At 69.4% G+C, this 21,783-nt stretch carries 17 protein-coding genes; 12 read left to right on the top strand and 5 right to left on the bottom strand.

Annotation, left to right across the window (positions count from 1 at the left end; genetic code table 11):
- The first annotated feature begins 106 nt into the window (after nt 1-106).
- Together NFH66_RS06350 and NFH66_RS06355 are read left to right on the top strand one after the other, a co-directional pair.
- Nucleotides 107-775 (top strand): glycine zipper 2TM domain-containing protein, encoded by a 669-nt coding sequence (locus tag NFH66_RS06350; protein ID WP_349609225.1) that lies wholly within the window; start codon nt 107-109, stop codon nt 773-775.
- Between the two features lie 83 nt (nt 776-858).
- Complete coding sequence (locus NFH66_RS06355) at nt 859-2,214, top strand: IS1182 family transposase (RefSeq protein ID WP_349609226.1); 1,356 nt, start codon at nt 859-861, stop codon at nt 2,212-2,214.
- A gap of 157 nt (nt 2,215-2,371) precedes the next feature.
- Here the strand turns inward: NFH66_RS06355 and NFH66_RS06360 are convergent, their stop codons facing one another.
- Complete coding sequence (locus NFH66_RS06360) at nt 2,372-3,748, bottom strand: glutamine synthetase family protein (RefSeq protein ID WP_349609228.1); 1,377 nt, start codon at nt 3,746-3,748, stop codon at nt 2,372-2,374.
- Nucleotides 3,749-3,989: 241 nt separating this feature from the next.
- On the opposite strand from NFH66_RS06360, the gene NFH66_RS06365 reads away from it, so the two are divergent.
- From NFH66_RS06365 to NFH66_RS06375, 3 genes are read left to right on the top strand one after another with little or no spacing between them, the layout of a single operon-like run.
- On the top strand, nt 3,990-4,769 hold the full coding sequence (locus NFH66_RS06365; RefSeq protein WP_349609229.1) for a gamma-glutamyl-gamma-aminobutyrate hydrolase family protein: 780 nt from the start codon (nt 3,990-3,992) through the stop codon (nt 4,767-4,769).
- On the top strand, nt 4,756-6,156 hold the full coding sequence (locus NFH66_RS06370) for an aspartate aminotransferase family protein (RefSeq protein WP_349609231.1): 1,401 nt from the start codon (nt 4,756-4,758) through the stop codon (nt 6,154-6,156). Before NFH66_RS06365 ends, NFH66_RS06370 begins: the two co-directional genes overlap by 14 nt.
- A complete protein-coding gene (locus NFH66_RS06375; protein WP_349609232.1) occupies nt 6,153-7,667 on the top strand; it encodes an aldehyde dehydrogenase in 1,515 nt (504 codons plus the stop codon). Before NFH66_RS06370 ends, NFH66_RS06375 begins: the two co-directional genes overlap by 4 nt.
- An 87-nt stretch (nt 7,668-7,754) precedes the next feature.
- Here the strand turns inward: NFH66_RS06375 and NFH66_RS06380 are convergent, their stop codons facing one another.
- From NFH66_RS06380 to gatC, 4 genes are read right to left on the bottom strand one after another with little or no spacing between them, the layout of a single operon-like run.
- The gene (locus NFH66_RS06380) at nt 7,755-8,306 is read right to left on the bottom strand and encodes a cupin domain-containing protein (protein ID WP_349609234.1); all 552 of its coding nucleotides are present in this window, start codon (nt 8,304-8,306) and stop codon (nt 7,755-7,757) included.
- A 39-nt stretch (nt 8,307-8,345) separates the two neighbouring features.
- Complete coding sequence (gene gatB, locus NFH66_RS06385; RefSeq protein WP_349609236.1) at nt 8,346-9,815, bottom strand: Asp-tRNA(Asn)/Glu-tRNA(Gln) amidotransferase subunit GatB; 1,470 nt, start codon at nt 9,813-9,815, stop codon at nt 8,346-8,348.
- Complete coding sequence (gene gatA / locus NFH66_RS06390; RefSeq protein ID WP_349609238.1) at nt 9,815-11,275, bottom strand: Asp-tRNA(Asn)/Glu-tRNA(Gln) amidotransferase subunit GatA; 1,461 nt, start codon at nt 11,273-11,275, stop codon at nt 9,815-9,817. Before gatA ends, gatB begins: the two co-directional genes overlap by 1 nt.
- 26 nt (nt 11,276-11,301) lie before the next feature.
- Complete coding sequence (gene gatC, locus NFH66_RS06395; protein ID WP_161432417.1) at nt 11,302-11,589, bottom strand: Asp-tRNA(Asn)/Glu-tRNA(Gln) amidotransferase subunit GatC; 288 nt, start codon at nt 11,587-11,589, stop codon at nt 11,302-11,304.
- A 172-nt stretch (nt 11,590-11,761) separates the two neighbouring features.
- Between gatC and NFH66_RS06400 the strand changes: the two genes are divergently transcribed.
- The 7 genes from NFH66_RS06400 (at nt 11,762) to tldD (ending at nt 21,703) form a co-directional block, all read left to right on the top strand.
- Complete coding sequence (locus NFH66_RS06400) at nt 11,762-12,799, top strand: rod shape-determining protein (protein ID WP_023005904.1); 1,038 nt, start codon at nt 11,762-11,764, stop codon at nt 12,797-12,799.
- A 58-nt stretch (nt 12,800-12,857) separates the two neighbouring features.
- The gene (gene mreC, locus NFH66_RS06405; RefSeq protein ID WP_502878668.1) at nt 12,858-13,766 is read left to right on the top strand and encodes a rod shape-determining protein MreC; all 909 of its coding nucleotides are present in this window, start codon (nt 12,858-12,860) and stop codon (nt 13,764-13,766) included.
- Entirely contained in the window at nt 13,766-14,260 is a 495-nt protein-coding gene (gene mreD, locus NFH66_RS06410; RefSeq protein WP_349609240.1) for a rod shape-determining protein MreD, read from the top strand. The genes mreC and mreD overlap by 1 nt, the downstream gene beginning before the upstream one ends.
- Before the next feature lie 13 nt (nt 14,261-14,273).
- Nucleotides 14,274-14,870 carry a Maf family protein gene (locus tag NFH66_RS06415; protein WP_502878643.1) on the top strand — a complete coding sequence of 199 codons (597 nt, stop codon included), beginning with the start codon at nt 14,274-14,276 and terminating at the stop codon, nt 14,868-14,870.
- A gap of 80 nt (nt 14,871-14,950) precedes the next feature.
- Nucleotides 14,951-16,414, top strand: a complete 1,464-nt coding sequence (rng, locus tag NFH66_RS06420) for a ribonuclease G (protein WP_161432414.1) — start codon at nt 14,951-14,953, stop codon at nt 16,412-16,414.
- Between the two features lie 4 nt (nt 16,415-16,418).
- Complete coding sequence (locus NFH66_RS06425; RefSeq protein ID WP_349609242.1) at nt 16,419-20,252, top strand: YhdP family phospholipid transporter; 3,834 nt, start codon at nt 16,419-16,421, stop codon at nt 20,250-20,252.
- Complete coding sequence (tldD, locus tag NFH66_RS06430; protein WP_349609243.1) at nt 20,249-21,703, top strand: metalloprotease TldD; 1,455 nt, start codon at nt 20,249-20,251, stop codon at nt 21,701-21,703. The genes NFH66_RS06425 and tldD overlap by 4 nt, the downstream gene beginning before the upstream one ends.
- Nucleotides 21,704-21,783: the final 80 nt, after the last annotated feature.

Consider the following 21,783-nt stretch of genomic DNA (forward strand, 5'->3'; position numbering starts at 1 on the left):
CGGGGGTGCAGGAGGCGCCGCCTCTCATCTAGATATCGGTCATGCCATCCTGGAGAGACTGTCGAATCGAAGCAGGCGGCGCCCTTGAGCGCTCAGGAGGTGACAGATGAACAAGTCGATTGTGGTAGGCACGACCCTGTCCGTGCTGGGCCTGGGCGGGCTGGCCTTCGGGGCCTGGCAGGTGCAGCAGCCGAGCGGTCCTCGCTACGCAGAGATCGTGGGGGTGCAGCCGGTGACCCGCAGCGTGGAGCGTCCCCGTGAGGTGTGCGAGGACGTGGAACGGGTGGTCAACGAGCAGGTGCCGGTGGAGGTACCAGTGCAGGCCCCCTCCGGGCCGGCGGCGAGCCGCGACCCGCACCGCATCGTCGGCAGCGCGGCGGGGGCCCTGGTGGGCGGCCTGCTGGGCAACCAGGTGGGCGGCGGCAGTGGCAAGAAGATCGCCACCGTGGCCGGCGCCATCGGCGGTGCCCTGGCCGGGCGCGAGGTGCAGGAGCGGGTCGAGGCGCGCCAGCATGCCCAGGCGGGCGGCCAGGTGCGCTACGAGACGCGTTACGAGACCCGCGAGCGGGTGGTCACCGAGGAGCAGTGCCGCACGGTCATGGAGACGCACCAGGAGACGCACGGCTATGACGTCACCTACCGCCTCGATGGCGAGGAGCTCATCCACCGCCTGGAGGAACCGCCCCAGGCCGAGCGCCTGCCGGTCGTCGACGGCGAGGTGCAGTGGCGGGCCGGGTCCGGGGAGGCGTCGGCCGAGGCCATCACCGAGGCATAAGGCGCGCCGCGCCTAGCAGTCTGTCGGGTTTTCGATAATGCCGTGAGATACTCTCAGCATGCCGCCACTACTGGAACGTCGCCATGAGTCGCTTCATCCCCGTTGACCGCCAGACCGACTATCTCCTGCCGCCTTCGGTGGATGAGTGGCTGCCCGATGGCCACCTGGCACGGTTCGTGGTGGATGTTGTCGAGCAGCTGGACCTCTCGGCATTAACGCGGCGCTACGCCGGCCGCGGGCACAAGGCGCATCACCCGGCGGTACTGCTGAGCCTGCTGGTCTACGGCTACGCCACCGGGGTGGTCTCCAGCCGCAAGATCGAGCGCGCCACCTATGACTCGGTGGCGTTCCGTTACCTGGCCGCCAATACCCATCCCGACCATGACACGCTGGCCACCTTTCGCCGCCGCTTTCTGCCGGAACTGGAACAGTTGTTCGTGCAGGTGCTGTTGCTGGCCCGCGAGATGAAGCTGCTCAAGCTCGGCACCATCGCCCTGGACGGCACCAAGCTCAAGGCCAACGCCAGCAAGCACAAGGCGCTATCGTATGGCCACGCCAAGAAGCTGGAGGCGCAGTTCAGGGCTGAGGTGAAAGCGCTGACGCAGCGGGCCGAGTCGGCGGACAAGGAGGATGCGGCCGATGGCATGGATATCCCCGCCGAGATTGCCCGCCGTGAAGCACGCCTGGCGGCCATCGCCGAGGCGAAGGCCAAGATCGAGGCGCGTGCCGAGGAGCGGGACGCCACCGAGCAAGCCGCCTACCAGGAAAAGGTGGCGCGACGAGACGCACAGCGCAAGGCCGGCAAGAAGCCCCGTGGGCGTGATCCCGAACCGCCGACTGGCGGCCCGCGTGACAAGGACCAGATCAACTTCACCGACCCGCAGTCTCGCATCATGCCGGTCACCGGCAAGGGGTTTGATCAGTGCTACAACGCCCAGGCCGCCGTCGATACCGAGAGTCTGCTGGTGACCCATGTCCACGTCACTCAGGCGACCAACGACAAGCAGCAAGTCATGCCGTTACTGACGGCCTGGCAGGGTTACCCGGAGACGCTGGGCAAGCCTGACCACCTGCTGGGTGATACCGGCTACTTCAGTACCGCCAATATCCAGGCCTGCCATGACCATGGTATCGAACCGCTATTGGCGATGAAGCGTGACATCCATCACCTGCCGGTCTTCGAACGTTTCGCCGCGGACCCGCCCGCACCGGAGAGCGAGGATCCCGTCGAGCACATGGCGTACCGCTTGAAGACGCAGGCGGGCCGAGCGCTCTATGCGCTGCGCAAGCACACGGTGGAGCCGGTCTTCGGGATCATCAAACACGTGATGGGATTCCGGCAGTTCTCGCTACGCGGTCTGGATAAGGTCAGCGGTGAGTGGCGACTGGCCACCCTGGCATGGAATATCAAGCGGATGCATCGCTTGGCAGCAGGCTGAGGGCCGTCCCTTAGCCTGATAGGGCGGCGTCACAAGCGCTCAGGCCACTCCAGGATCGCCGAACGACGCCAGGTTGCTGACATGGCCGGCGCCAACACGAAAAACTGAGAGAAGCAGGCGTCGCCACTGTGAGCGACACCCATAACCCGACAGACTGCTAGACGTGGCGCAGGTACCAGTCGGTCTCCAGGCGGCTGACATGCTGCATCGCCTGGTCACGCTCGGCGCGGCGGTTGGCCAGGAAGACCCCGAGGAAGTTGCCGCCCAGGGCCGCGCCGAGCGGCTCGCTCGCCTCGAGCAGTTCCAGTGACTGGCGCCAGCTGTTGGTCAGGCTGGTCGCGACCTGGTCGTAGGCGTTGCCGGTGATCGGGGGCGGGGGCGCGAGCTCGCCGGAGAGCCCGTGCTCGATGCCGGCCAGTAGGGCGGCCAGCAGCAGGTAGGGGTTGGCGTCGGCACCGGCCACCCGGTGCTCCAGGCGCCGCGCCGCGTTGGGGCCGGAGGGGATGCGGATCGCCACCGAGCGGTTGTCGAAGCCCCAGGTGGGGGCCATGGGCACGTAGAGCCCCGGCTGGAAGCGGCGGAAGGAGTTGAGGTTCGGCGCGAACAGCGCCACGCTCGCCGGCATCAGCGCCAGCAGGCCGGCGATGGCCTGCTTTAGCGTCGTGCTGCCCAGCACGTCGCCCTCGGCGTCGGCGAAGACGTTCTCCCCGGCCGCGTCCAGCAGGCTGATATGCACATGGGTGCCGTTGCCCGCCTCCAGGCCGTAGGGCTTGGCCATGAAGGTGGCCTCGACGCCGTGGTTCTGGGCCACCCCCTTGATCAGCCGCTTGAGCAGCACCGCCGCGTCGCAGGCGGCCAGCACGTCCGCGCCATGCTTGAGGGTGATCTCGAACTGGCCCGGGGCACACTCCTTGAGCATGGTGTCCAGCGGTAGCCCCTGGGCCTCGGCGGCCGCCTGCACCTCGCCGAGGAAGTCGGCGTACTCGTCGAGCTCGCCGACCGAATAGAGCTGGCTGTGGTGGGCCCGCTCGCCGGTGGCGGGCGAGCAGGGCGGCTGGATGCCGCCGGCGGCATCGCGCTCGCGATCCACCAGGTAGAACTCCATCTCCACGGCGACCACCGGGGTCAGGCCGCGCTCGGCCAGGCGCGCCAGCTGGCGCGCCAGCACCCGTCGCGGCTCGGCGAAGAAGCCCGTCCCATCCGGCTCCTCCATGGCCATCAGCAGCTGGGCCTGACGCCCCTGGCGGCGCCAGGGGGTAGGCATCAGGGTGCCGGGCAACGGCCGGCAGACCCGGTCGGCGTCACCGCTGGCCAGCCCCAGCCCGGTCTCCTCGATGGTGTTGCCGAGGATGTCCAGGGCATACACCGAGGCGGGCAGGTTGATGCCCTGGGTGTAGGCCTTCTCGAGGTTCTCCCGCGCCACCCGCTTGCCGCGCAGCACGCCGTTCAGGTCGCTGATCAGCAGGTCGACGGTCTCGATCTCGGGATGACGGGCGAGGAAGTCTCGTGCCTCGGCGGCGGGGTGTGGCGACATGGCGTGACGTCCCTTGTTCTGCTTGGCATGGCGCTATCTTTGAGGGTGGCTCGGGGTGTTGTCAAATTCTTTACGGCGAGCCGGCCGGTTGTCCGCCGCGCCGGCGCCTCGAAGTTGCCTCTTTATTCCAGCTTTACTGATCCTTCCTGACGTCTGCCGGGGTGTCGCTTGGCATCGGCGGTGTGACGCGCTATGTTGAGCAAAGCATAACATCTGGCTTCATAACCGAGAGGAGGGCGCCATGTCGTCCCGACCCCTGGTGGGCGTGATCGCCTGCCGTCGCGAGGTGGAGGGCCATCCGGCCCACATGGTCACCGACAAGTACCTGGCCGCGCTGCGCGAGTACGGCCTGGCGCCGGTGATCCTGCCGGTCTGGGAAGATGCCGTGGCCGGCGACCTGCCGGCCCACCTCGATGGCCTGCTGCTCACCGGCAGCTACACCAACATGGCGCCGGGACGCTACGGCGCCGAGCGGGCCCCGGAGAATACCCGCGACGACCGGGATCGGGATGCCGCCGCCCTGGCCTGGATTCCCGCCGCCCTCGACCTCGGCCTGCCGCTGTTCGGCATCTGTCGCGGCTTCCAGGAGCTCAACGTGGCCTTCGGCGGCACCCTGCACCAGGCGGTGCAGACGGTACCGGGGCTGATCGACCATCGCGAGCCCGAGGGCGAGCGGGCGGAGAAGTACGCCCCGAGCCACGACCTTGCCATCGTGCCCGGTGGGCGGCTGGCCGCGCTCCATCCCGAGCCCACCTCGCGGGTGAACTCGCTTCACCAGCAGGGCATCGCCAGCCTGGGGCCGGGCCTGGTCGCCGAGGCCCACGCCCCGGACGGGCTCATCGAGGCGATCTCGGTGCGCGATGCCCCGGGCTTCGCCCTGGCGGTGCAGTGGCACCCCGAGTGGCAGCCCCGCGAGCATCCTCTCTACGACGCCCTGTTCCGCGCCTTCGCCGCGGCCTGCGAGGCGCGCCACGCCCACCGTGTCCAGTCCCCGGGAGCCCTCGACCATGCAGACGCCTGACTACCAGCGCCTCGACCGCGCCCACCATCTGCACCCCTTCACCGACTTCAAGGCCCTGGGCGAGGAGGGCAGTCGCATCATCGAGCGCGGCGAGGGGGTCTACATCATCGACTCCGAGGGCAACCGCATCCTCGACGGCATGGCCGGCCTGTGGTGCGTCAACCTCGGCTACGGCCGTGAGGAGCTGGTGGAGGCGGCCGCCGCCCAGATGCGTCAGCTCCCCTACTACAACAACTTCTTCAAGACCACCCATCCGCCGGCGGTGAAACTCGCCGAGACCCTCTGCCGCCTGGCGCCTGGTCACCTCAACCGCGTCTTCTTCACCGGCTCCGGCTCCGAGGCCAACGACACCGTGCTGCGCATGGTGCGCCGCTACTGGGCGCTCAAGGGGCAGCCCGAGAAGCAGTGGGTGATCGGCCGCGAGAACGCCTACCACGGCTCCACCGTGGCCGGCATGAGCCTGGGCGGCATGGCGCCAATGCACGAGCAGGGTGGCCCCTGTGTGCCCGGCATCGCCCATGTGCGCCAGCCCTACTGGTTTGGAGAGGGGCGGTTCGGCGAGGAGCGTGACCGGTCGCCCGAGGCCTTCGGCCGCGAGTGCGCCGCGGCACTGGAGGCGAAGATCCGCGAGCTCGGAGAGGAGAACGTGGCCGCCTTCATCGCCGAGCCGGTGCAGGGCGCTGGCGGGGCCATCATCCCCCCCGCAAGCTACTGGCCGGCGGTGAAGGCGGTGCTCGAGAAGTACGACATCCTGCTGGTGGTGGACGAGGTGATCTGCGGCTTCGGCCGGCTGGGGGAGTGGTTCGGCAGCGTCCACTACGACCTCGAGCCGGACCTGATGCCGATCGCCAAGGGGCTCTCCTCGGGCTACCTGCCCATCGGCGGGGTGCTGGTGGGCGATCGCGTCGCCGAGACCCTGATCGAGGAGGGCGGCGAGTTCTTCCACGGCTTCACCTACTCCGGCCATCCCACCTGCGCCGCCGTGGCGCTCAAGAACCTCGAGCTGATGGAGGCCGAGGGCGTGGTCGAGCGAGTGCGTGACGACCTGGGCCCCTACCTGGCGAAGCGCTGGCGGGAGCTGGCGGAGCATCCGCTGGTGGGGGAGGCGCGTTCGCTGGGGCTGATCGGGGCGCTTGAGCTGATCGACCCCGCCAGCGGCCAGCGCTTCGACAAGGCGCTCGGAGTGGGCAACCTGTGTCGCGATCTGTGCTTCGCTTCGGGGCTGGTGATGCGCTCGGTGGGCGATACCATGATCATCTCACCGCCCCTGGTGATCACCCATGCCGAGATCGACGAGCTGGTCGACAAGGCGCGCGCCGCGCTAGATGCTACCCTGGGCCGACTGGCCGAGACGACCACCGATCAGCAGCAGGAGATTCCCGTATGAGCCGTCCCGAGATGCCCAAGACCCTGGCGGACTGGCAGGCCCTGGCCGCTTCCCTGACGTCGGGAGCGGGGCTCGAGACCCGCGCCTACATCAACGACGTCTTCGTCGATGCCGCCAGCGGCGAGGCCTTCGAGAGCATCAACCCGGCCACCGGCGAAGTGCTGGCGAGGGTGGCGAGCTGCGACGCCGCCGACGCCGACGTGGCGGTGAGCCACGCCCGGGCCGCCTTCGACGGCGGTGACTGGTCGCGCCTGGCCCCGGGCAAGCGCAAGAGGACGTTGTTGCGCCTGGCCGACCTGATGGAGGCGAACAAGGCCGAGCTGGCCCTGCTCGACACCCTCGACATGGGCAAGCCGATCGCAAGCGCACTCGGTGACATCGGCGGTGCCATCGCCTGCTTCCGCTACCAGGCGGAGTGCATCGACAAGCGCTACGGCGAAGTGGCCCCCACCGGCGAGGAGACCCTGGCGCTGGTGCTGCGCGAGCCGCTCGGCGTGGTGGCCTCCATCGTGCCCTGGAACTTCCCGCTGATGATGACCGCCTGGAAGGTGGCCCCGGCGCTCGCCGCCGGCAACAGCGTGATACTGAAGCCCTCGGAGAAGTCGCCGCTCTCGGCGCTGCGCCTGGCGGCGCTGGCCAAGGAGGCGGGCCTGCCGCGGGGCGTCTTCCAGGTGCTGCCGGGCTTCGGCCACACCGTGGGCAAGGCGCTCGCCCTGTCCATGGAAGTGGACTGCCTGGCCTTCACCGGCTCCACCGCGGTGGGCAAGCAGCTGATGCAGTATGCCGGCGAGTCCAACCTCAAGCGCGTCTACCTGGAGTGCGGCGGCAAGAGCCCCAATCTCGTGTTTGCCGACTGCAAGGACCTGGACCGGGTGGCGCGCCACGCCGCCGAGGCGATCTTCCACAACCAGGGCGAGGTGTGCATCGCCGGTTCCCGGCTGCTGGTGGAGAACTCGATCCGCGAGGCCTTCATCGACAGGGTGGTGGCCGCGGCCGAGACCATGCAGCCCGGCGACCCCCTGGACCCGGCGAGCTTCATGGGGGCCATGGTGGACGAGACCCAGCACCGCCGGGTGCTGGAGTTCATTCGCCGCGGCCAGGAGGAGGGCGCCCGGCTACGCGCCGGTGGTCGAGCCCTGGAGGGGCCGGGACTCTTTATCCCGCCCACGGTGTTCGACGGCGTGACCGCCGAGATGGCCATCGGCCGCGAGGAGATCTTCGGCCCGGTGCTGTCGGTGTTTGGCTTCGACACGGAGGAGGAGGCGGTGCGCCTGGCCAACGACAGCGTCTACGGCCTGGCGGCGGGCCTGTGGAGCCAGGATATCGACCGCATCATGCGGGTGACCCGGCGGCTGCAGTCGGGCCAGGTATTCGTCAACAACTGGGCCGGCGGCGACCAGACCATGCCCTTCGGCGGGGTCAAGCAGTCGGGCAACGGCCGCGACAAGTCCCACCACAGCCTGGAGGAGTACTCCACGCTCAAGAGCGTGTGGATGGCGCTGGCTACTTGAGCGCGCCTTTTTCCATGACCCGGCGAGTTCCATGACTCGGCGAGGTCGCTGTGCGAGGAGCTGGGAAAGCTGGAGCGGGCCCGGGCCTCAGAACGCCCGGGCCGGCGTGGCGCAGCTCACCAGGCGGCAGGGTTCCTTGCCCGGGTTGCGGAAGCGGTGGGGCACGTTGGTCTCGAAGTAGTAGGCCTCTCCTGCCTTCAGCATGCGCGACTCGGCGCCGATGGTGATCTCGATCTCGCCCTCCAGCACCACGCCGGCCTCCTCGCCCTGGTGGGCGATCATCTCGCGGCCGGTGTCGGCGCCGGGCGGGTAGGTCTCGATCATGAAGGCCAGTGCCCGGTCGCGGCGATCCGCGCCCACCAGCTTGAACACCACGTCCCCCGAGCCGACGTCGGCGAGGTCCTCGGCCGCGTAGAAGACCCGGCGGCCGCTCTCCAGGTCCATGGTGAAGAAGTCCCCGACGCTCATGGGAATGGCATCGAGGATCTTCTTCAGCGAGCTGACCGAGGGGCTTACCTTGCCCTGCTCGATCAGCGACAGGCTGGAGTGTGTCACCCCGCAACGCTTGGCGAGCTCGCGCTGGGAGATGCCGCGCAGGGTGCGCAGGGTGCGCAGTCGTGCGCCGACGTCATCGGCCATACCGGCCCTCCTCCTGGGCTTCGAGAGTCGCTCCTGTCGTCAGCACAGGGCGTCGAGCTTCTCTTTGAGCAGACTGTTGACCTGCTGCGGGTTGGCGGTGCCGTGGGAGGCCTTCATCACCTGGCCGACGAAGTAGCCGATCATCTTGCCGCGCTTGTCGGGCTCGGCGTCACGGTACTGGGCCACCTGGGCGGGGCTGTCCGCGATCACCCGGTCGATCATCGCCTCGATGGCGCCGCTGTCGGTGACCTGCTTGAGGCCCTTGGCCTCGATCACCTCGTCGGCGTTGGCGCCCTGGCCGTTCCAGAGTGCCTGGAACACCTGCTTGGCGGCCTTGCCGCTGATGGTGTCGTCCATCACCCGTGCGATCAGCCCGCCGAGCTGGGGGGCGGAGACGGGGCTGTCCTGGATCGCCAGGCCCTCGCGATTGAGGGCGCCTGCGAGCTCGCCCTGCACCCAGTTGGCGGCCTGCTTGGCATCGCCGCAGGCCTCCTTGACCGCCTCGAAGTACTCGGCCATCTCGCGACTCGCCGCAAGCACTCCGGCGTCATAGGCGGAGAGCCCCAGCGCGCTCTGGAAACGGGCGCGCTTCTCGTCAGGCAGCTCCGGCAGGGTCTCGCGCAGGTGGTCCACATAGGCGGCATCAAGCACCACCGGCAGCAGGTCGGGGCAGGGGAAGTAGCGGTAGTCGTTGGCCTCCTCCTTGGTGCGCATGCTGCGGGTCTCGTCGCGCTCGGGGTCATAGAGGCGTGTCTCCTGGACCACCTTGCCGCCATCCTCGATCAGCTCGATCTGGCGCTCCACCTCGAACTCGATGGCGCGCTCCACGAAGCGGAAGGAGTTGACGTTCTTGATCTCGGCGCGGGTACCGAACTCGGCCTGGCCCACGGGGCGCACCGAGACGTTGACGTCGCAGCGCATCGAGCCCTCTGCCATGTTGCCGTCGCTGATGCCGAGATAGGTGACGATGGAGTGGATCGCCTTGAGGTAGGCGGCCGCCTCCTTCGCCGAGCGCATGTCCGGCTCGGAGACGATCTCCAGCAGCGGGGTGCCGGCACGGTTGAGGTCGATGCCGGTCATGGCGTGGCCCATGCCGTCAGAAAAGGATTCGTGGAGCGACTTGCCGGCGTCCTCCTCGAGGTGGGCGTGGTGCACCCGGACACGCTTGCTGCTGCCGTCATCCAGGGTGACCTCCACCTCGCCGGGGCCGACGATGGGGTGATACATCTGGCTGGTCTGGTAGCCCTTGGGCAGATCGGGGTAGAAGTAGTTCTTGCGGTCGAACACCGAGACCTCGGGGATCTCGGCGTGGATCGCCAGGCCGAACTGCACCGCCATGGCCACCGCTTGCTCGTTGAGCACCGGCAGCACCCCGGGCAGGCCCAGGTCCACGGCGCAGGCCTGGGTGTTGGGCTCGGCGCCGAAGGCGGTGGAGGCACCGGAGAAGATCTTCGAGTGCGTGGCGAGCTGGACGTGCACCTCAAGGCCGATCACGGTTTCCCATTGCATCAGGCGCTCTCCTCGACAAGCTGGGGACGACGCAGGTGCCAGTCGGTGGCCTGCTGGAACTGGTGGGCGACGTTGAGCAGACGCTGTTCGGCGAAGTGGGTGCCGAGGATCTGCAGGCCCACGGGACGCTTGCCCACGAACCCCGCCGGCACGCTGATCCCGGGGATGCCGGCCAGGTTCACCGCGATGGTGTAGATGTCCTGCAGGTACATGGAGACCGGATCCTTCTGGGCGCCCAGGTCGAAGGCTGGGGTGGGGGAGGCCGGGCCCATCAGCACGTCGACCTCCTCAAAGGCATCTAGGAAGTCCTGGCGGATCAGGCGGCGCACCTGTTGGGCCTTCTTGTAGTAGGCGTCGAAGAAGCCCTCGGAGAGGGTATGGGTGCCGATCAGGATGCGCCGCTTGACCTCCTCGCCGAAGCCCTCGGCGCGGGAGCGCTTGTAGAGGTCGATAAGGTCGCTGGGGTTCTCGCAGCGGTGGCCGAAGCGCACGCCGTCGTAGCGGGAGAGGTTCGACGAGGCCTCCGCCGGGGCGATGACGTAGTAGGCCGGGATCGCGTAGTGGGTGTGCGGCAGGCTGACCTCGCGCACCGTAGCGCCCAGCGACTCGTAGACCGCCACCGCCTCGCGCACCGCACGCTCCACCTCCGGGTCGAGGCCGTCGCCGAAGTACTCCCGGGGCAGGCCGATCTTGAGGCCCGCCAGTGGCGCGTCGAGTTCCTCGCGGTAGTCGGGCACGCCGCGGGCCACGCAGGTGGAATCCCTGGGGTCGTGGCCGGCGATGGCGTTCAGCAGCAGGGCACAGTCCTCGGCGGTGCGCGCCATGGGGCCCGCCTGGTCGAGGCTCGAGGCGTAGGCGATGATGCCCCAGCGCGAGACCCGGCCGTAGGTGGGCTTGAGGCCGGTGATGCCGCAAAAGGCCGCCGGCTGGCGGATCGAGCCGCCGGTATCGGTGCCCATGGCCGCGGGAGCCAGCCCCGCGGCCACCGCGGCGGCGCTGCCGCCGGAGGAGCCGCCGGGCACGGCGCTGGTGTCCCAGGGGTTCTTCACCGCGCCGAAGGCGCTGTTCTCGTTGGAGGAGCCCATGGCGAACTCGTCCAGGTTGGCCTTGCCCAGGCTCACCGTGCCGGCGGCCTTGAGTCGCTCGACCACGCTGGCATCGTAGGGAGCGATGAAATTGGCCAGCATCTTCGAGCCGGCGGTGGTCAGCACGCCGTCGGTGCAGAACAGGTCCTTGATCGCCACCGGCAGGCCGGTCAGCGGCCCGGCCTCGCCGCGGGAGCGCGCGGCATCGGCGGCGTCGGCCGCGGCCAGGGCCTGCTCCGGGGTGACGGTAATAAAGCTGTTGAGGGTGCCATCGAGGCGCTCGATGCGCCCCAGCAGATGTTCGGTCAGCTCGCGGCTGGTGAACTCGCCGGCCGCCAGGCTGGCGGCGAGCTCGGTCAGTGTCTTGTCATGCATGGGCCGGAGGCTCCGTAGAAAGTGGCTCACTCGACGACGCGGGGTACCAGGTAAAGGCCCTGTTCCACCGCCGGGGCGCAGCGCTGGAAATGGTCGCGTCGGTCGCTCTCGGTGACCTCGTCGGCGCGCAGCCGCTGGGTGGCGTCCAGGGGGTGGGCCAGGGGGGCAACGCCCTCGGTGTCCAGTGCCTGGAGGCGGTCGACCATCTCGAGGATGCGGCCGAGGTCGTCCAGGTAGTGGACGGCGTCTTCGTCGGAGAGGCCGAGCCGGGCGAGATGCGCGGCCCTGAGCACATCAGCGTGTTCAAGCGCCATGAGTCGGGTGTCCTCGATGAGAAAATCAGGCCGCTGAAGGTACCATATTCGGCGTCGCTCGGGCAGGGCCTCGATGTGCCAGTGCACGGGGGTTTCGCTTGCTGCTGAGGGGGTGCGGTGATACCGTTTGCCTCCGCACAGGGTTCCCGGACTGCACTAGGTAACGACTTCCATGTTCAAACGCTTGAGGGGGCTGTTCTCCAGCGATCTGTCGATCGATCTGGGCACGGCCAATACGCTGATCTACGTCCGCGGCCGAGGCATCGTGCTCGACGAACCATCGGTCGTGGCCATTCGCCAGTCCGGCAACATGCGCAGCGTGGCCGCCGTGGGCTCCGACGCCAAGCGCATGCTGGGCCGCACCCCTGGCAACATCACTGCCATCCGGCCGATGAAGGACGGGGTGATCGCCGACTTCACCGTCACCGAGCAGATGCTCCAGCACTTCATCCGCAAGGTCCATCAGAGCACCTTCCTCACCCCGAGTCCGCGGGTGCTGGTGTGCGTGCCCTGCATGTCGACCCAGGTGGAGCGCCGGGCCATCAAGGAGTCCGCCGAGGGCGCCGGTGCCCGTGAGGTGTTCCTGATCGAGGAGCCGATGGCGGCCGCCATCGGTGCCGGCCTGCCGGTGGAGGAGGCCCAGGGTTCCATGGTGGTGGATATCGGTGGCGGCACCAGCGAGATCGCCATCATCTCCTTGAATGGCATCGTCTACTCCGAGTCGATCCGCGTCGGCGGCGACCGCTTCGACGAGGCGATCATCGGCTATGTGCGGCGCCACTATGGCAGCCTGATCGGTGAGGCCACCGCCGAGCGCATCAAGGAGGAGATCGGCTGCGCCTACCCCGGCGGCGAGCTGCGCGAGATCGATGTGCGCGGCCGCAACCTGGCCGAGGGCATCCCGCGCAGCTTCACCCTCAATTCCCACGAGATTCTCGACGCCCTGCAGGAGACCCTGGCCTCCATCGTCGCCGCGGTGAAGAACGCCCTGGAGCAGTCCCCCCCGGAACTCGCCTCCGATATCGCCGAGCGTGGCCTGGTGCTGACCGGCGGGGGTGCGCTGCTGCGTGACCTGGACAAGCTGATCGCCGAGGAGACCGGCCTGCCGGTGATCGTCGCCGAGGATCCGCTGACCTGCGTGGCGCGCGGCGGCGGCAAGGCCCTCGAGATGATCGACCAGCACACCTTCGAGCTGCTGTCCAGCGACTGACCCGGGGAGACGCGTCATCAAGCCGCTGTTCTCGCATGGCCCGCTGCCTGTCTATCGCCTGCTGGTCTGCGCGATCGTCGCGGTCGGGCTGATGGTCGCCGACTTGCGGTTGACCCGCATGGAGGAGGTGCGCGCCCAGCTCTCCACGGTGGTGGCGCCCGTCCAGTGGGTGGTCAGTCTGCCCAGCAGCGTGCTGAGCTGGGCGACGCTGGCGCTCTCCGACCAGCGCGCCCTGGTCGACGAGAACGGTCGACTGCGTGAGCAGATCCTGACCCTCTCGCATCGGGTCCAGCGCATGGCGGATCTCACCGCCGAGAACGTGCGCCTGCGCGAGCTGCTCTCCGCGGCCCGCCAGCACGACATGCCCTTCATCACCGCCGAGCTGCTCTCCCTGGACCCCGACCCCTTCGCCCATCAGATGGTGCTGGATCGTGGTCGTCGCGACGGGGTCCATGTGGGGCAGCCGGTGATGGATGCTGCCGGCCTGGTCGGCCAGGTGACTTCGGTCTCGGCCTACTCCAGCCGGGTGCTGATGGTGGCCGATGCCAGCCATGCGCTGCCGGTACGGGTCAATCGCAATGGCCTGCGCTTCATTCTTCAGGGCGGTGGGAGCTACGACCGCCTCAACGTCCTGCATGTCCCCGATACCGCCGATATCCGTGTGGGCGACCTGCTGGTGACCTCGGGCCTGGCGCGACGCTTCCCCCCCGGTTACCCGGTGGCCCGGGTCAGTGAGGTGGTGCACGACCCTGGCGAGCCGTTCGCCCGGGTCTCCGCCACTCCGGTGGCCCAGCTGCAGCGCTCGCGCCACTTCCTGCTGCTCTTTCCGCCCGGCCAGCTGCGCTTCGATGATCCCGGCTGGGAGGGTGACATCGACGCGGCGGCCATCGACGCCGCCCGGGTAGTGGCCGGTGACGCCGCCGTTCGGGACGCTGCCACCCGGGGCGTCGACGAGGAGGAACGCTGATGGCCGTACCCTCCGCCGCCAACCTGGCGCTGCCATGGATCTGGTGCTCCCTGCTGCTGGCGCTCTGCCTGCAGGTGATGCCGCTGGCCGAGGGCTGGCAGATCTGGCGGCCCGACTGGCTGGGGCTGATGCTGGTCTACTGGTGCATGAAGACCCCCTATCGGGTGGGTGTCTTCCATGCCTTCGTGCTGGGCATCCTGCTCGACCTGATCGAGGGGGCGGTGCTCGGCCAGAACGCCTTGCTGCTGTCGCTGCTGGCCTTCCTGTGCGCCCTGGTCTATCCGCGCTTCCGTGCCTACTCGCTGCTTCAGCAGGCACTGATGGTGCTGGTGCTGCTGGGCAGCGTGCAGCTCGCCGAGCAGTGGCTGCGTACTCTGCTTGGCCCCTTCGCCATCCACCTCTCCTTCCTGACGCCGTCGCTGATCGGCGCGTTGCTCTGGCCTTGGTTTGCCACCCTCTTCAACGCCCTGGGGCGGCGCCTGGCCCGCGACTGACCGGAGCCCATTCATGTCCGCTATGCCATCCCCCATGCTCTGCCTGGCCTCCGCCTCGCCGCGGCGGCACGAACTGCTGGCCACCATCGGCGTGTCGCTGACGGCGTGTCCGGTGGATATCGACGAGAGCCCGGCGCCCGGGGAGGGCGCCGAGGCGTATGTGAGCCGCCTGGCCCGGGAGAAGGCGCTGGCCGGTGCGCGGCTCTCCGCGTTGCCGACCCTGGGCGCCGATACCGCTGTGGTCCGCGACGGCGAGATCCTTGGCAAGCCCGAGGGGCCGGAGCACGCCGCCGCCATGCTGCGCTCGCTCTCGGGACGCGAGCACCGGGTGCTCACCGCGGTGGCGGTGACCGGCCCCGTCGGCCTGCTCGAGGCCTGCGTGGCCACCCGGGTGGCCATGCGTGTGATCTCGGATGCCGAGATCGCCGCCTACTGGGCCAGCGGTGAGCCCACGGACAAGGCGGGAGGCTATGCCATCCAGGGGCGGGGCGCGGTGTTCGTCGAGCATATTGCCGGCAGCCACTCCGCGGTGGTGGGTCTGCCGCTGTTCGAGACCGCCGCGCTGTTGCGCCGCCAGGGGGTGGTGCTGTGGGATGGCGCCCTCGGCTGAGGCCGCGGCCCATCTCTCCGCCTTGGGGCCGGGTCTCTATGTCATAATGGCCGCAAAGCAATCTGGACAAGGATTTCCGCATGAGCGGCGAAGTACTGATCAACCTGACGCCGATGGAGACCCGCGTCGCCGTGGTGGAAAACGGCGTGCTCCAGGAAGCCTTCATCGAGCGCAGCCGGCGACGCGGCATCGTCGGCAATATCTACAAGGGCCGGGTGGTGAGGGTACTGCCCGGCATGCAGGCGGCGTTCGTCGACATCGGCCTCGACCGTGCCGCCTTCATCCATGCCCATGAGGTGATGCCCCCCGGCACCCCGGCCGAGGAGCAGCTCTCCATAGGCCACCTGCTCCACGAGGGCCAGGCGCTGGTGGTGCAGGTCACCAAGGACCCCATCGGCTCCAAGGGGGCGCGGCTCACCACCCATCTGTCGGTGCCGTCGCGCTACCTGGTCTATATGCCCGATGCTCCCCATCACGGCGTCTCCCAGCGTATCGAGGACGAACGTGAGCGTGAGCGCCTGCGCGGCCTGATCGAGGAGGCCCAGGCCCAGCAGAGCCTGGAGGTGGCCGGCGGCTTTATCGTGCGCACCGCCGCCGAGGGGGTGGGCGTCCAGGAACTGGCCGCCGATATGCACTTCCTGCTGCGGCTGTGTCGCAAGGTGAGCGAGCGCAAGGTGACCTCTTCGGCGCCCAGCGTGATCTACGACGACCTGCCGCTGTTCATGCGCATCCTGCGCGACGTGATGCGTGACGACATCGAGAAGGTGCGCATCGACTCCCGGGAGAACTACGTCAAGCTGATCGAGTTCGCCGAGGAGTTCATGCCTGACGCCGTGGAGCGCATCGAGCACTACGCCGGCGAGCGGCCGATCTTCGACCTCTACAGCGTCGAGGACGAGATTCACAAGGCGCTGGGCCGCAAGGTTCAGCTCAAGTCCGGTGGCTACCTGGTGATCGACCCCACCGAGGCGATGACCACCATCGACGTCAATACCGGCGGCTATGTGGGGCACCGCAACCTCGAGGAGACCATCTTCAAGACCAATCTCGAGGCCGCCACCGCCATCGCCCGCCAGCTGCGGCTGCGCAATCTCGGCGGCATCATCATTATCGACTTCATCGACATGGAGGATACCGAGCATCAGCGCCAGGTGCTGCGCATGCTCGAGAAGTCGCTGGAGCGCGATCACGCCAAGACCAAGTGCACCGGGGTCACCGAACTGGGTCTCGTGCAGCTGACCCGCAAGCGCACCCGGGAGAGCCTCGAGCAGACGCTCTGCGAGGCGTGCCCGACCTGCGCGGGCCGTGGCACTCTCAAGACCCCCGAGACGGTCTGCTACGAGATCTTCCGTGAGATCCTGCGCGAGGAGCGTGCCTACAGTGCCGAGACCTACATGGTACTGGCGGCGCAGGAGGTGGTGGACCGCCTGCTCGACGAGGAGTCGGCGGCGGTGGCCGACCTGGAGGAGTTCATCGGCAAGCCGATCCGCTTCCAGGTGGAGGCCCACTACTCCCAGGAGCAGTACGACATCGTGCTGATGTGAGCCCATGGCCATGACTCGCCCGGTGATTCGCTGGACCCTGACCCTGGTGGCCTTGCTGCTGGCGGGGGTGGCGCTACTGGTGCTGCTGGCGCGCCTGGCGCTGGGGCTGGCCGATGGCCTGGTGCCGCGGCTGGAGGCGCTGCTCTCGGCGCGTTTCGCGGCGGAGGTGCGGATCGCCTCCCTGGAAGGCGGCCTGGCGTACCTCGACCCGCACCTCAGCCTGGATGATCTGAGCCTGAGCACCCGGGAGGGTGACAGGCCGCTGCTGGAGGTCCGGTCGGGCCACCTGCGCCTGGACAGCTGGCAGAGCCTGCGCGAAGGGCTGCCGGTGGTGGAGGATGCTCGCCTCGAGGGCGTGACGTTGCACCTCTACCAGACTCCCGACGGGGGCTGGCACTGGCCCGATCCCGCCGAGCTACCGCCCGAACTGCAGCCCGAGGGCGAGCTCGACCTGGAACGTATCGACTTCTGGGTCGGGGTCCTGCTGCGTCAGCGCGCCTGGGCCGAGCGGGTGAACGTGGTGCTGCATGGCCGTGAACGGCGTGTCGCCTTCGAGGCGCCGCGACTGCTGATGACCGGCGATGACCGACGCGCCCATCTCGAGGGGGAACTGCGCCTGGTCGGCGACCGTGACATCGCCATGCAGGTGGCCCTGGAGGTGCTGCCGGGGCCCCGGGGGCTCGGCGACTTCAACGCCGCCCTGCAGGTCGAGTTGCGCCTCGACAGCCTGGTGGAGCTGGCCGCGGTGCTGGGCAACAGCCAGCCGCTGCGCCTCGACGAGGCGCGTGGTGAGGCGAGCCTGTGGGGGCGCTGGCAAGGCGGCAGCCTGGCCGACGCCCGCCTGGCCCTGGACATCGAACGGCTGGCGGTCAGCCACCGGGACGCGGCGGGAGAGCGCCATGACCTGGAACTCGACAGCGTGACCGGGCGCGGCCAGTGGTTGAAGGGAGAGAGTGGCTGGCAGGCGTGGTTCCAGGGCGACGCCGAGAGTCCCGATGCCAGCGAGCCAGATGTCCCCGCACCGCGCTGGGGCCCGGCCTTGCCCTATCGCTGGCACCTGAGCGGTGATGCCGACGGCTGGTGGCTCAACACCAGTGCCTTCGACCTGGGTTCGCTGGCCGCCTGGCGTGACCGGGTGCCGCTGCCCGAGGCCCTGGCCCGGGTGGTGGAGAGCCTCGACCCGCGTGGGCGCGTGATGGGCTTCGGCCTGGGTTTCCAGGAGGGAGAGTGGCAGGCGCGAGCCGCCCTGCACGGAGTGGAGGTCTCGCCCTGGCAGCAGGCGCCGGGCGGCGGGCCCCTCGACATGTGGGTGGAGGCCCGGGGGGGGAACGGGTTGGTGCGCTTCGTCGGCGGCGACGCGGCCACGCTGCACTTTCCCGAGATCTTCGCCGGCCCCATGGCCCTCGAGCACGCCTCGGGCGAGGTGCGCTGGGTCTACGATGGCCCGCGCAGCATGGTCAGCGGCCGCGACCTGCGGGTGGGCTGGAACGGCGCCGAGGTGAGTGGTGGCTTCGGCCTCTCGATTGGCCTCGGCGCCCGGGGCGGCTTCGGCCTGACCCTGGCCCTCGAGGATGTCGATGCCGTGGAGACGCCGCTCGTCGAGTGGTTGCCGGTGGGTATCCTCGGCGATGAGCTGCGTGACTGGCTCGCCGACGGCGTGGCGGGACGGGTGCCCGAGGGGGCGTTGCGCCTGCATGTGCCGCTTTCCGGAGGCAGTGACGAGCATATCGCGGCGAACTTCGGCCTCGACCTCGCCATTCGCGACGGTCGCCTGCCCATCGCCCCGGGCTGGCCGATGCTGGAGGGCATCGAGGGGCGGATGCGGCTCGACAATGCCATCCTGGAGGCCGAGGTGAGCCACGCCGAGAGCCTCGGGGTGGAGGCGCACGGTGGCCGGATACGCCTGGCCGACGAGCACCTCGAGGTGGAGGGCACCCTCGCGGCCGACGCCGAGGCCCTGCGCGACTTCCTGCGGGCGATGCCGGTGGACGGCATGCAGGCGCTCGACGACTGGCGGGCCGAGGGGCGCGCCGAGGGCACGCTTTCCCTGGCGCTGCCCCTGGGTGACCCGGAGGCCATGGCGCTCACGGTCGCCACCCAGGCCGCCTTCCCGCGCCTCGAGTACGTCCCCCTGGGGCTCGCCTTCCGTGACCTCGAGGGGCCCCTGACCTGGCGCCAGCAGGGCGGGGCGGGCGGCCTCGAGGGGCGCCTCGAGGGGCGAGCGCTGGGTGGGCCGGTGCGTGCCGCGATCGACACCACCGCCGGCGGCCTCGACCTTTCCGGACGCGCCGAGATCACCCCCCTGCTGGCGCTGGTCGATGCCTCGGCGCTGGCGGGGTCGCTCGCGGGGGCCGTCGACTGGCAGGGTCGCCTGGCGATCGCCGATACGAGCGTCAGCCTGAGCCTTGCCAGCGACCTCACCGGCCTCGCCATCGACCTGCCGTCGCCCCTGGGCAAGGCGGCCGGCGAGGTTCGCCCCCTGCGACTCGACATGGACCTCACCCGGGGCCGGCTGGAGGGGCGGCTGGGCGAGGCGCTGGCGCTGCGCTGGCGGCGGCTCGATGGCACCTCGGGCCAGGGCCAGGTGTGGCTGGGTCGCCCGCCCGCGAGCAACTGGCCCACGGGGGCGGGGTGGTGGGTCGATGCCTACCTGCCGAGGCTGTCGCCCGCCGCATGGGGCGAGGCGCTCTCCGGCCTGCTGGGGGACGATTCGGGAGCGGCAGGCGGCGCCCTGGGCCTGCGCGAGATGCGCCTGGCGAGTGACTGCCTGCATCACGACGACCGCTGTCTCGGCTCGTTCTATGCCACGGCACGCCCCCAGACCGGAGGCGGCTGGCGCCTGGCGCTGGATGGCAGCCTGCTGGAGGGGCAGCTCGACTACCGGCCCCAACTCGCCGAGCCCCTGGATATCGGCCTGGCGCGGCTCTCCCTGGATGCGCTGATGCCGGGGAGTCGCGAGGCCGGTTCGTTGTTCGACGAAATCGCCATCCCGCCCGAGCCACAGCCGCTGCCCGGCTGGGTGGCCGACCTCCCCGATGGTCGCCTGCGCGTCGCCGACATCGAGCGTGCCGGCCAGCGTCTCGGCCCCCTGACCGCCCGCTGGCAGGCCACGCCCGAACGACTCCGCATCGCTCCCCTGGGGCTGACCCTGGGCGAGATCAGTGCCCGTGGTGAGCTGGTCTGGGAGGCCGCCGGCACCGGGGCCAGCCTGACCCGTGCGCGCCTCGACCTGGATGGGCGGGACCTGGGCACGGCGCTGGAGCGCCTGGGGCAGGAGGCGGTGATCCGCAGCCAGGAGACCCGGGTCAAGAGCCAGCTGGCCTGGCCGGGGGCGCCCTGGCAGTTTGCCCTGGAACGCTCCCGGGGCAGCGTCGAGGCACAGCTGCGTGACGGGCGCTTCGTCAACCTGGAGTCCACCCCGGCGCGCCTGGTGGGGCTGCTTAATATCGACAACCTGGTGCGTCGCCTGCGCCTGGACTTCTCCGACGTGACCGGGCAGGGGACCGCCTTCGATCGTGTCAGTGGCGCGGCAACCCTGTATGGTGGCAGTCTCGAGACGCGGGGGCCGGTCGAGGTCGTGGGGCCCGCCACCCGCTTCTCCCTGGATGGCAGCGTCGCGCTGGCGCGGCGGGAACTCGACATGCGGCTGGCGGTCACGCTACCCGTCAGCCGCAATCTGCCGCTGGCCGCGGTGATCGCCGGCGCCCCCATGGTAGGCGGCGCCCTGTTCATCGCCGACCGCCTGTTCGGTGATGTCATCGACAGCGTGACCCGAATTCATTATCGCGTGCTCGGTCCCTGGACCGCGCCGCAGATCTCAGTGGAAAGCGCCGAATGACCCAAGCGAGACACACACTGCTAGACGAAGCCGCCGGTATCCTGCTGGCTCCCGGCGGCCTCTCCCTGGATGACCTGGATGCCGGCCTCGGCCACGCCATGGGCCCGGGCATCGATTATGCCGACCTCTACTTCCAGCGCAGCTGGCATGAGGGGTGGGTGCTGGAGGACGGCAAGGTCAAGGAGGCCAGCTACAATATCGACGGCGGGGTGGGCGTGCGCTCCCTGGCCGGCGAGAAGACCGGCTTCGCCTACTCCAACCAGATCACCGCCGATGCCCTGGGCGAGACCGGGCGCACCGCCGCGGGCATCGTGCGCGGCGGCAGCCGCCTGGCCCTGGGCGTGGCGGTCGCTGCCGCTCCCCAGGCACGCTATGCCGGGGTCGACCCGCTCTCCGGCCTCAGCGCCGAGGAGAAGGTCGCCATGCTCAAGGAGGCGGATCGCGTGGCCCGGGCCGCCGACCCCTCGGTCAGCCAGGTCAGTGCCTCGCTTTCCGGGGTCCATGAAGTGGTGCTGGTGCGCGCCAGTGACGGCACCCTGGTGGCCGATATCCGTCCCCTGGTGCGTTTCAACGTCAGCGTGATCGTGGTGCGGGGCGGCCGTCGCGAGCGTGGCAGCGCCGGTGGCGGTGGGCGCTATTCCATGTCGCGGCTGCGCGACGAGGGCGTGGCCGAGCGCTACGCGAAGGAGGCGGTACGCCAGGCGCTGGTCAACCTGGAAGCCGTCGATGCACCGGCCGGCCAGCTGCCGGTGGTGCTGGCGCCGGGCTGGCCGGGGATCCTGCTCCACGAAGCGGTGGGCCACGGCCTGGAAGGTGACTTCAATCGCAGGGGCAGCTCCGCCTTCGCGGGTCGCCTGGGGCAGCGCGTCGCCGCCCCGGGGGTGACGGTGGTGGACGATGCCACCCTGGCCGACCGCCGCGGCTCCATGAGCGTCGATGATGAGGGCACCCCGGGACAGCGCACGCCGCTGATCGAGGATGGCATCCTCACCGGCTACATGCAGGACAAGCTCAACGCCCGGCTGATGGGCATGGCGCCCACCGGCAACGCCCGGCGCGAGTCCTTCGCTCACCTGCCCATGCCGCGCATGACCAACACCGTCATGCTGGCCGGGCAGGACGACCCCGCCGATATCCTCAAGAGCGTCAAGCGTGGCCTCTATGCGGTGAGCTTCGGCGGCGGCCAGGTGGACATCACCTCGGGCAAGTTCGTGTTCTCGGCAAGCGAGGCCTACCTGATCGAGGATGGGCGGATCGGTGCCCCGGTGAAGGGGGCGACGCTGATCGGCAACGGCCCCGAGGTGATGGGGCAGGTGTCGATGATCGGCCATGACATGGAGCTGGACAGCGGCATCGGGGTCTGTGGCAAGGAGGGGCAGGGCGTGCCCGTGGGCGTCGGCCAGCCCACCCTCAAGATCGACGAGCTGACCGTGGGTGGTACTGCTTCCTGATCGAGCGAGGGGCGCCGGGGGCAAGCTGAAGAGGAGGTCCGATTCCAGGGAAGGAATCGGTAGCAATGGGATGGAGTCCT

It is taken from the genome of Halomonas sp. H10-9-1 (assembly GCF_040147005.1).
Taxonomy (GTDB): Bacteria; Pseudomonadota; Gammaproteobacteria; order Pseudomonadales; family Halomonadaceae; genus Halomonas.

What these genes read in the sequence shown, in the direction of transcription:
- gatB (WP_349609236.1), bottom strand. Translation starts at nt 9,815, where the DNA reads ATGCAATGGGAAACCGTGATCGGCCTTGAGGTGCACGTCCAGCTCGCC.
- NFH66_RS06350 (WP_349609225.1), top strand. Translation starts at nt 107, where the DNA reads ATGAACAAGTCGATTGTGGTAGGCACGACCCTGTCCGTGCTGGGCCTG.
- gatC (WP_161432417.1), bottom strand. Translation starts at nt 11,589, where the DNA reads ATGGCGCTTGAACACGCTGATGTGCTCAGGGCCGCGCATCTCGCCCGG.
- tldD (WP_349609243.1), top strand. Translation starts at nt 20,249, where the DNA reads ATGACCCAAGCGAGACACACACTGCTAGACGAAGCCGCCGGTATCCTG.
- NFH66_RS06360 (WP_349609228.1), bottom strand. Translation starts at nt 3,748, where the DNA reads ATGTCGCCACACCCCGCCGCCGAGGCACGAGACTTCCTCGCCCGTCAT.
- NFH66_RS06375 (WP_349609232.1), top strand. Translation starts at nt 6,153, where the DNA reads ATGAGCCGTCCCGAGATGCCCAAGACCCTGGCGGACTGGCAGGCCCTG.
- NFH66_RS06380 (WP_349609234.1), bottom strand. Translation starts at nt 8,306, where the DNA reads ATGGCCGATGACGTCGGCGCACGACTGCGCACCCTGCGCACCCTGCGC.
- gatA (WP_349609238.1), bottom strand. Translation starts at nt 11,275, where the DNA reads ATGCATGACAAGACACTGACCGAGCTCGCCGCCAGCCTGGCGGCCGGC.
- NFH66_RS06425 (WP_349609242.1), top strand. Translation starts at nt 16,419, where the DNA reads ATGGCCATGACTCGCCCGGTGATTCGCTGGACCCTGACCCTGGTGGCC.
- rng (WP_161432414.1), top strand. Translation starts at nt 14,951, where the DNA reads ATGAGCGGCGAAGTACTGATCAACCTGACGCCGATGGAGACCCGCGTC.
- NFH66_RS06370 (WP_349609231.1), top strand. Translation starts at nt 4,756, where the DNA reads ATGCAGACGCCTGACTACCAGCGCCTCGACCGCGCCCACCATCTGCAC.
- mreD (WP_349609240.1), top strand. Translation starts at nt 13,766, where the DNA reads ATGGCCGTACCCTCCGCCGCCAACCTGGCGCTGCCATGGATCTGGTGC.
- NFH66_RS06365 (WP_349609229.1), top strand. Translation starts at nt 3,990, where the DNA reads ATGTCGTCCCGACCCCTGGTGGGCGTGATCGCCTGCCGTCGCGAGGTG.
- NFH66_RS06355 (WP_349609226.1), top strand. Translation starts at nt 859, where the DNA reads ATGAGTCGCTTCATCCCCGTTGACCGCCAGACCGACTATCTCCTGCCG.
- NFH66_RS06400 (WP_023005904.1), top strand. Translation starts at nt 11,762, where the DNA reads ATGTTCAAACGCTTGAGGGGGCTGTTCTCCAGCGATCTGTCGATCGAT.
- NFH66_RS06415 (WP_502878643.1), top strand. Translation starts at nt 14,274, where the DNA reads ATGTCCGCTATGCCATCCCCCATGCTCTGCCTGGCCTCCGCCTCGCCG.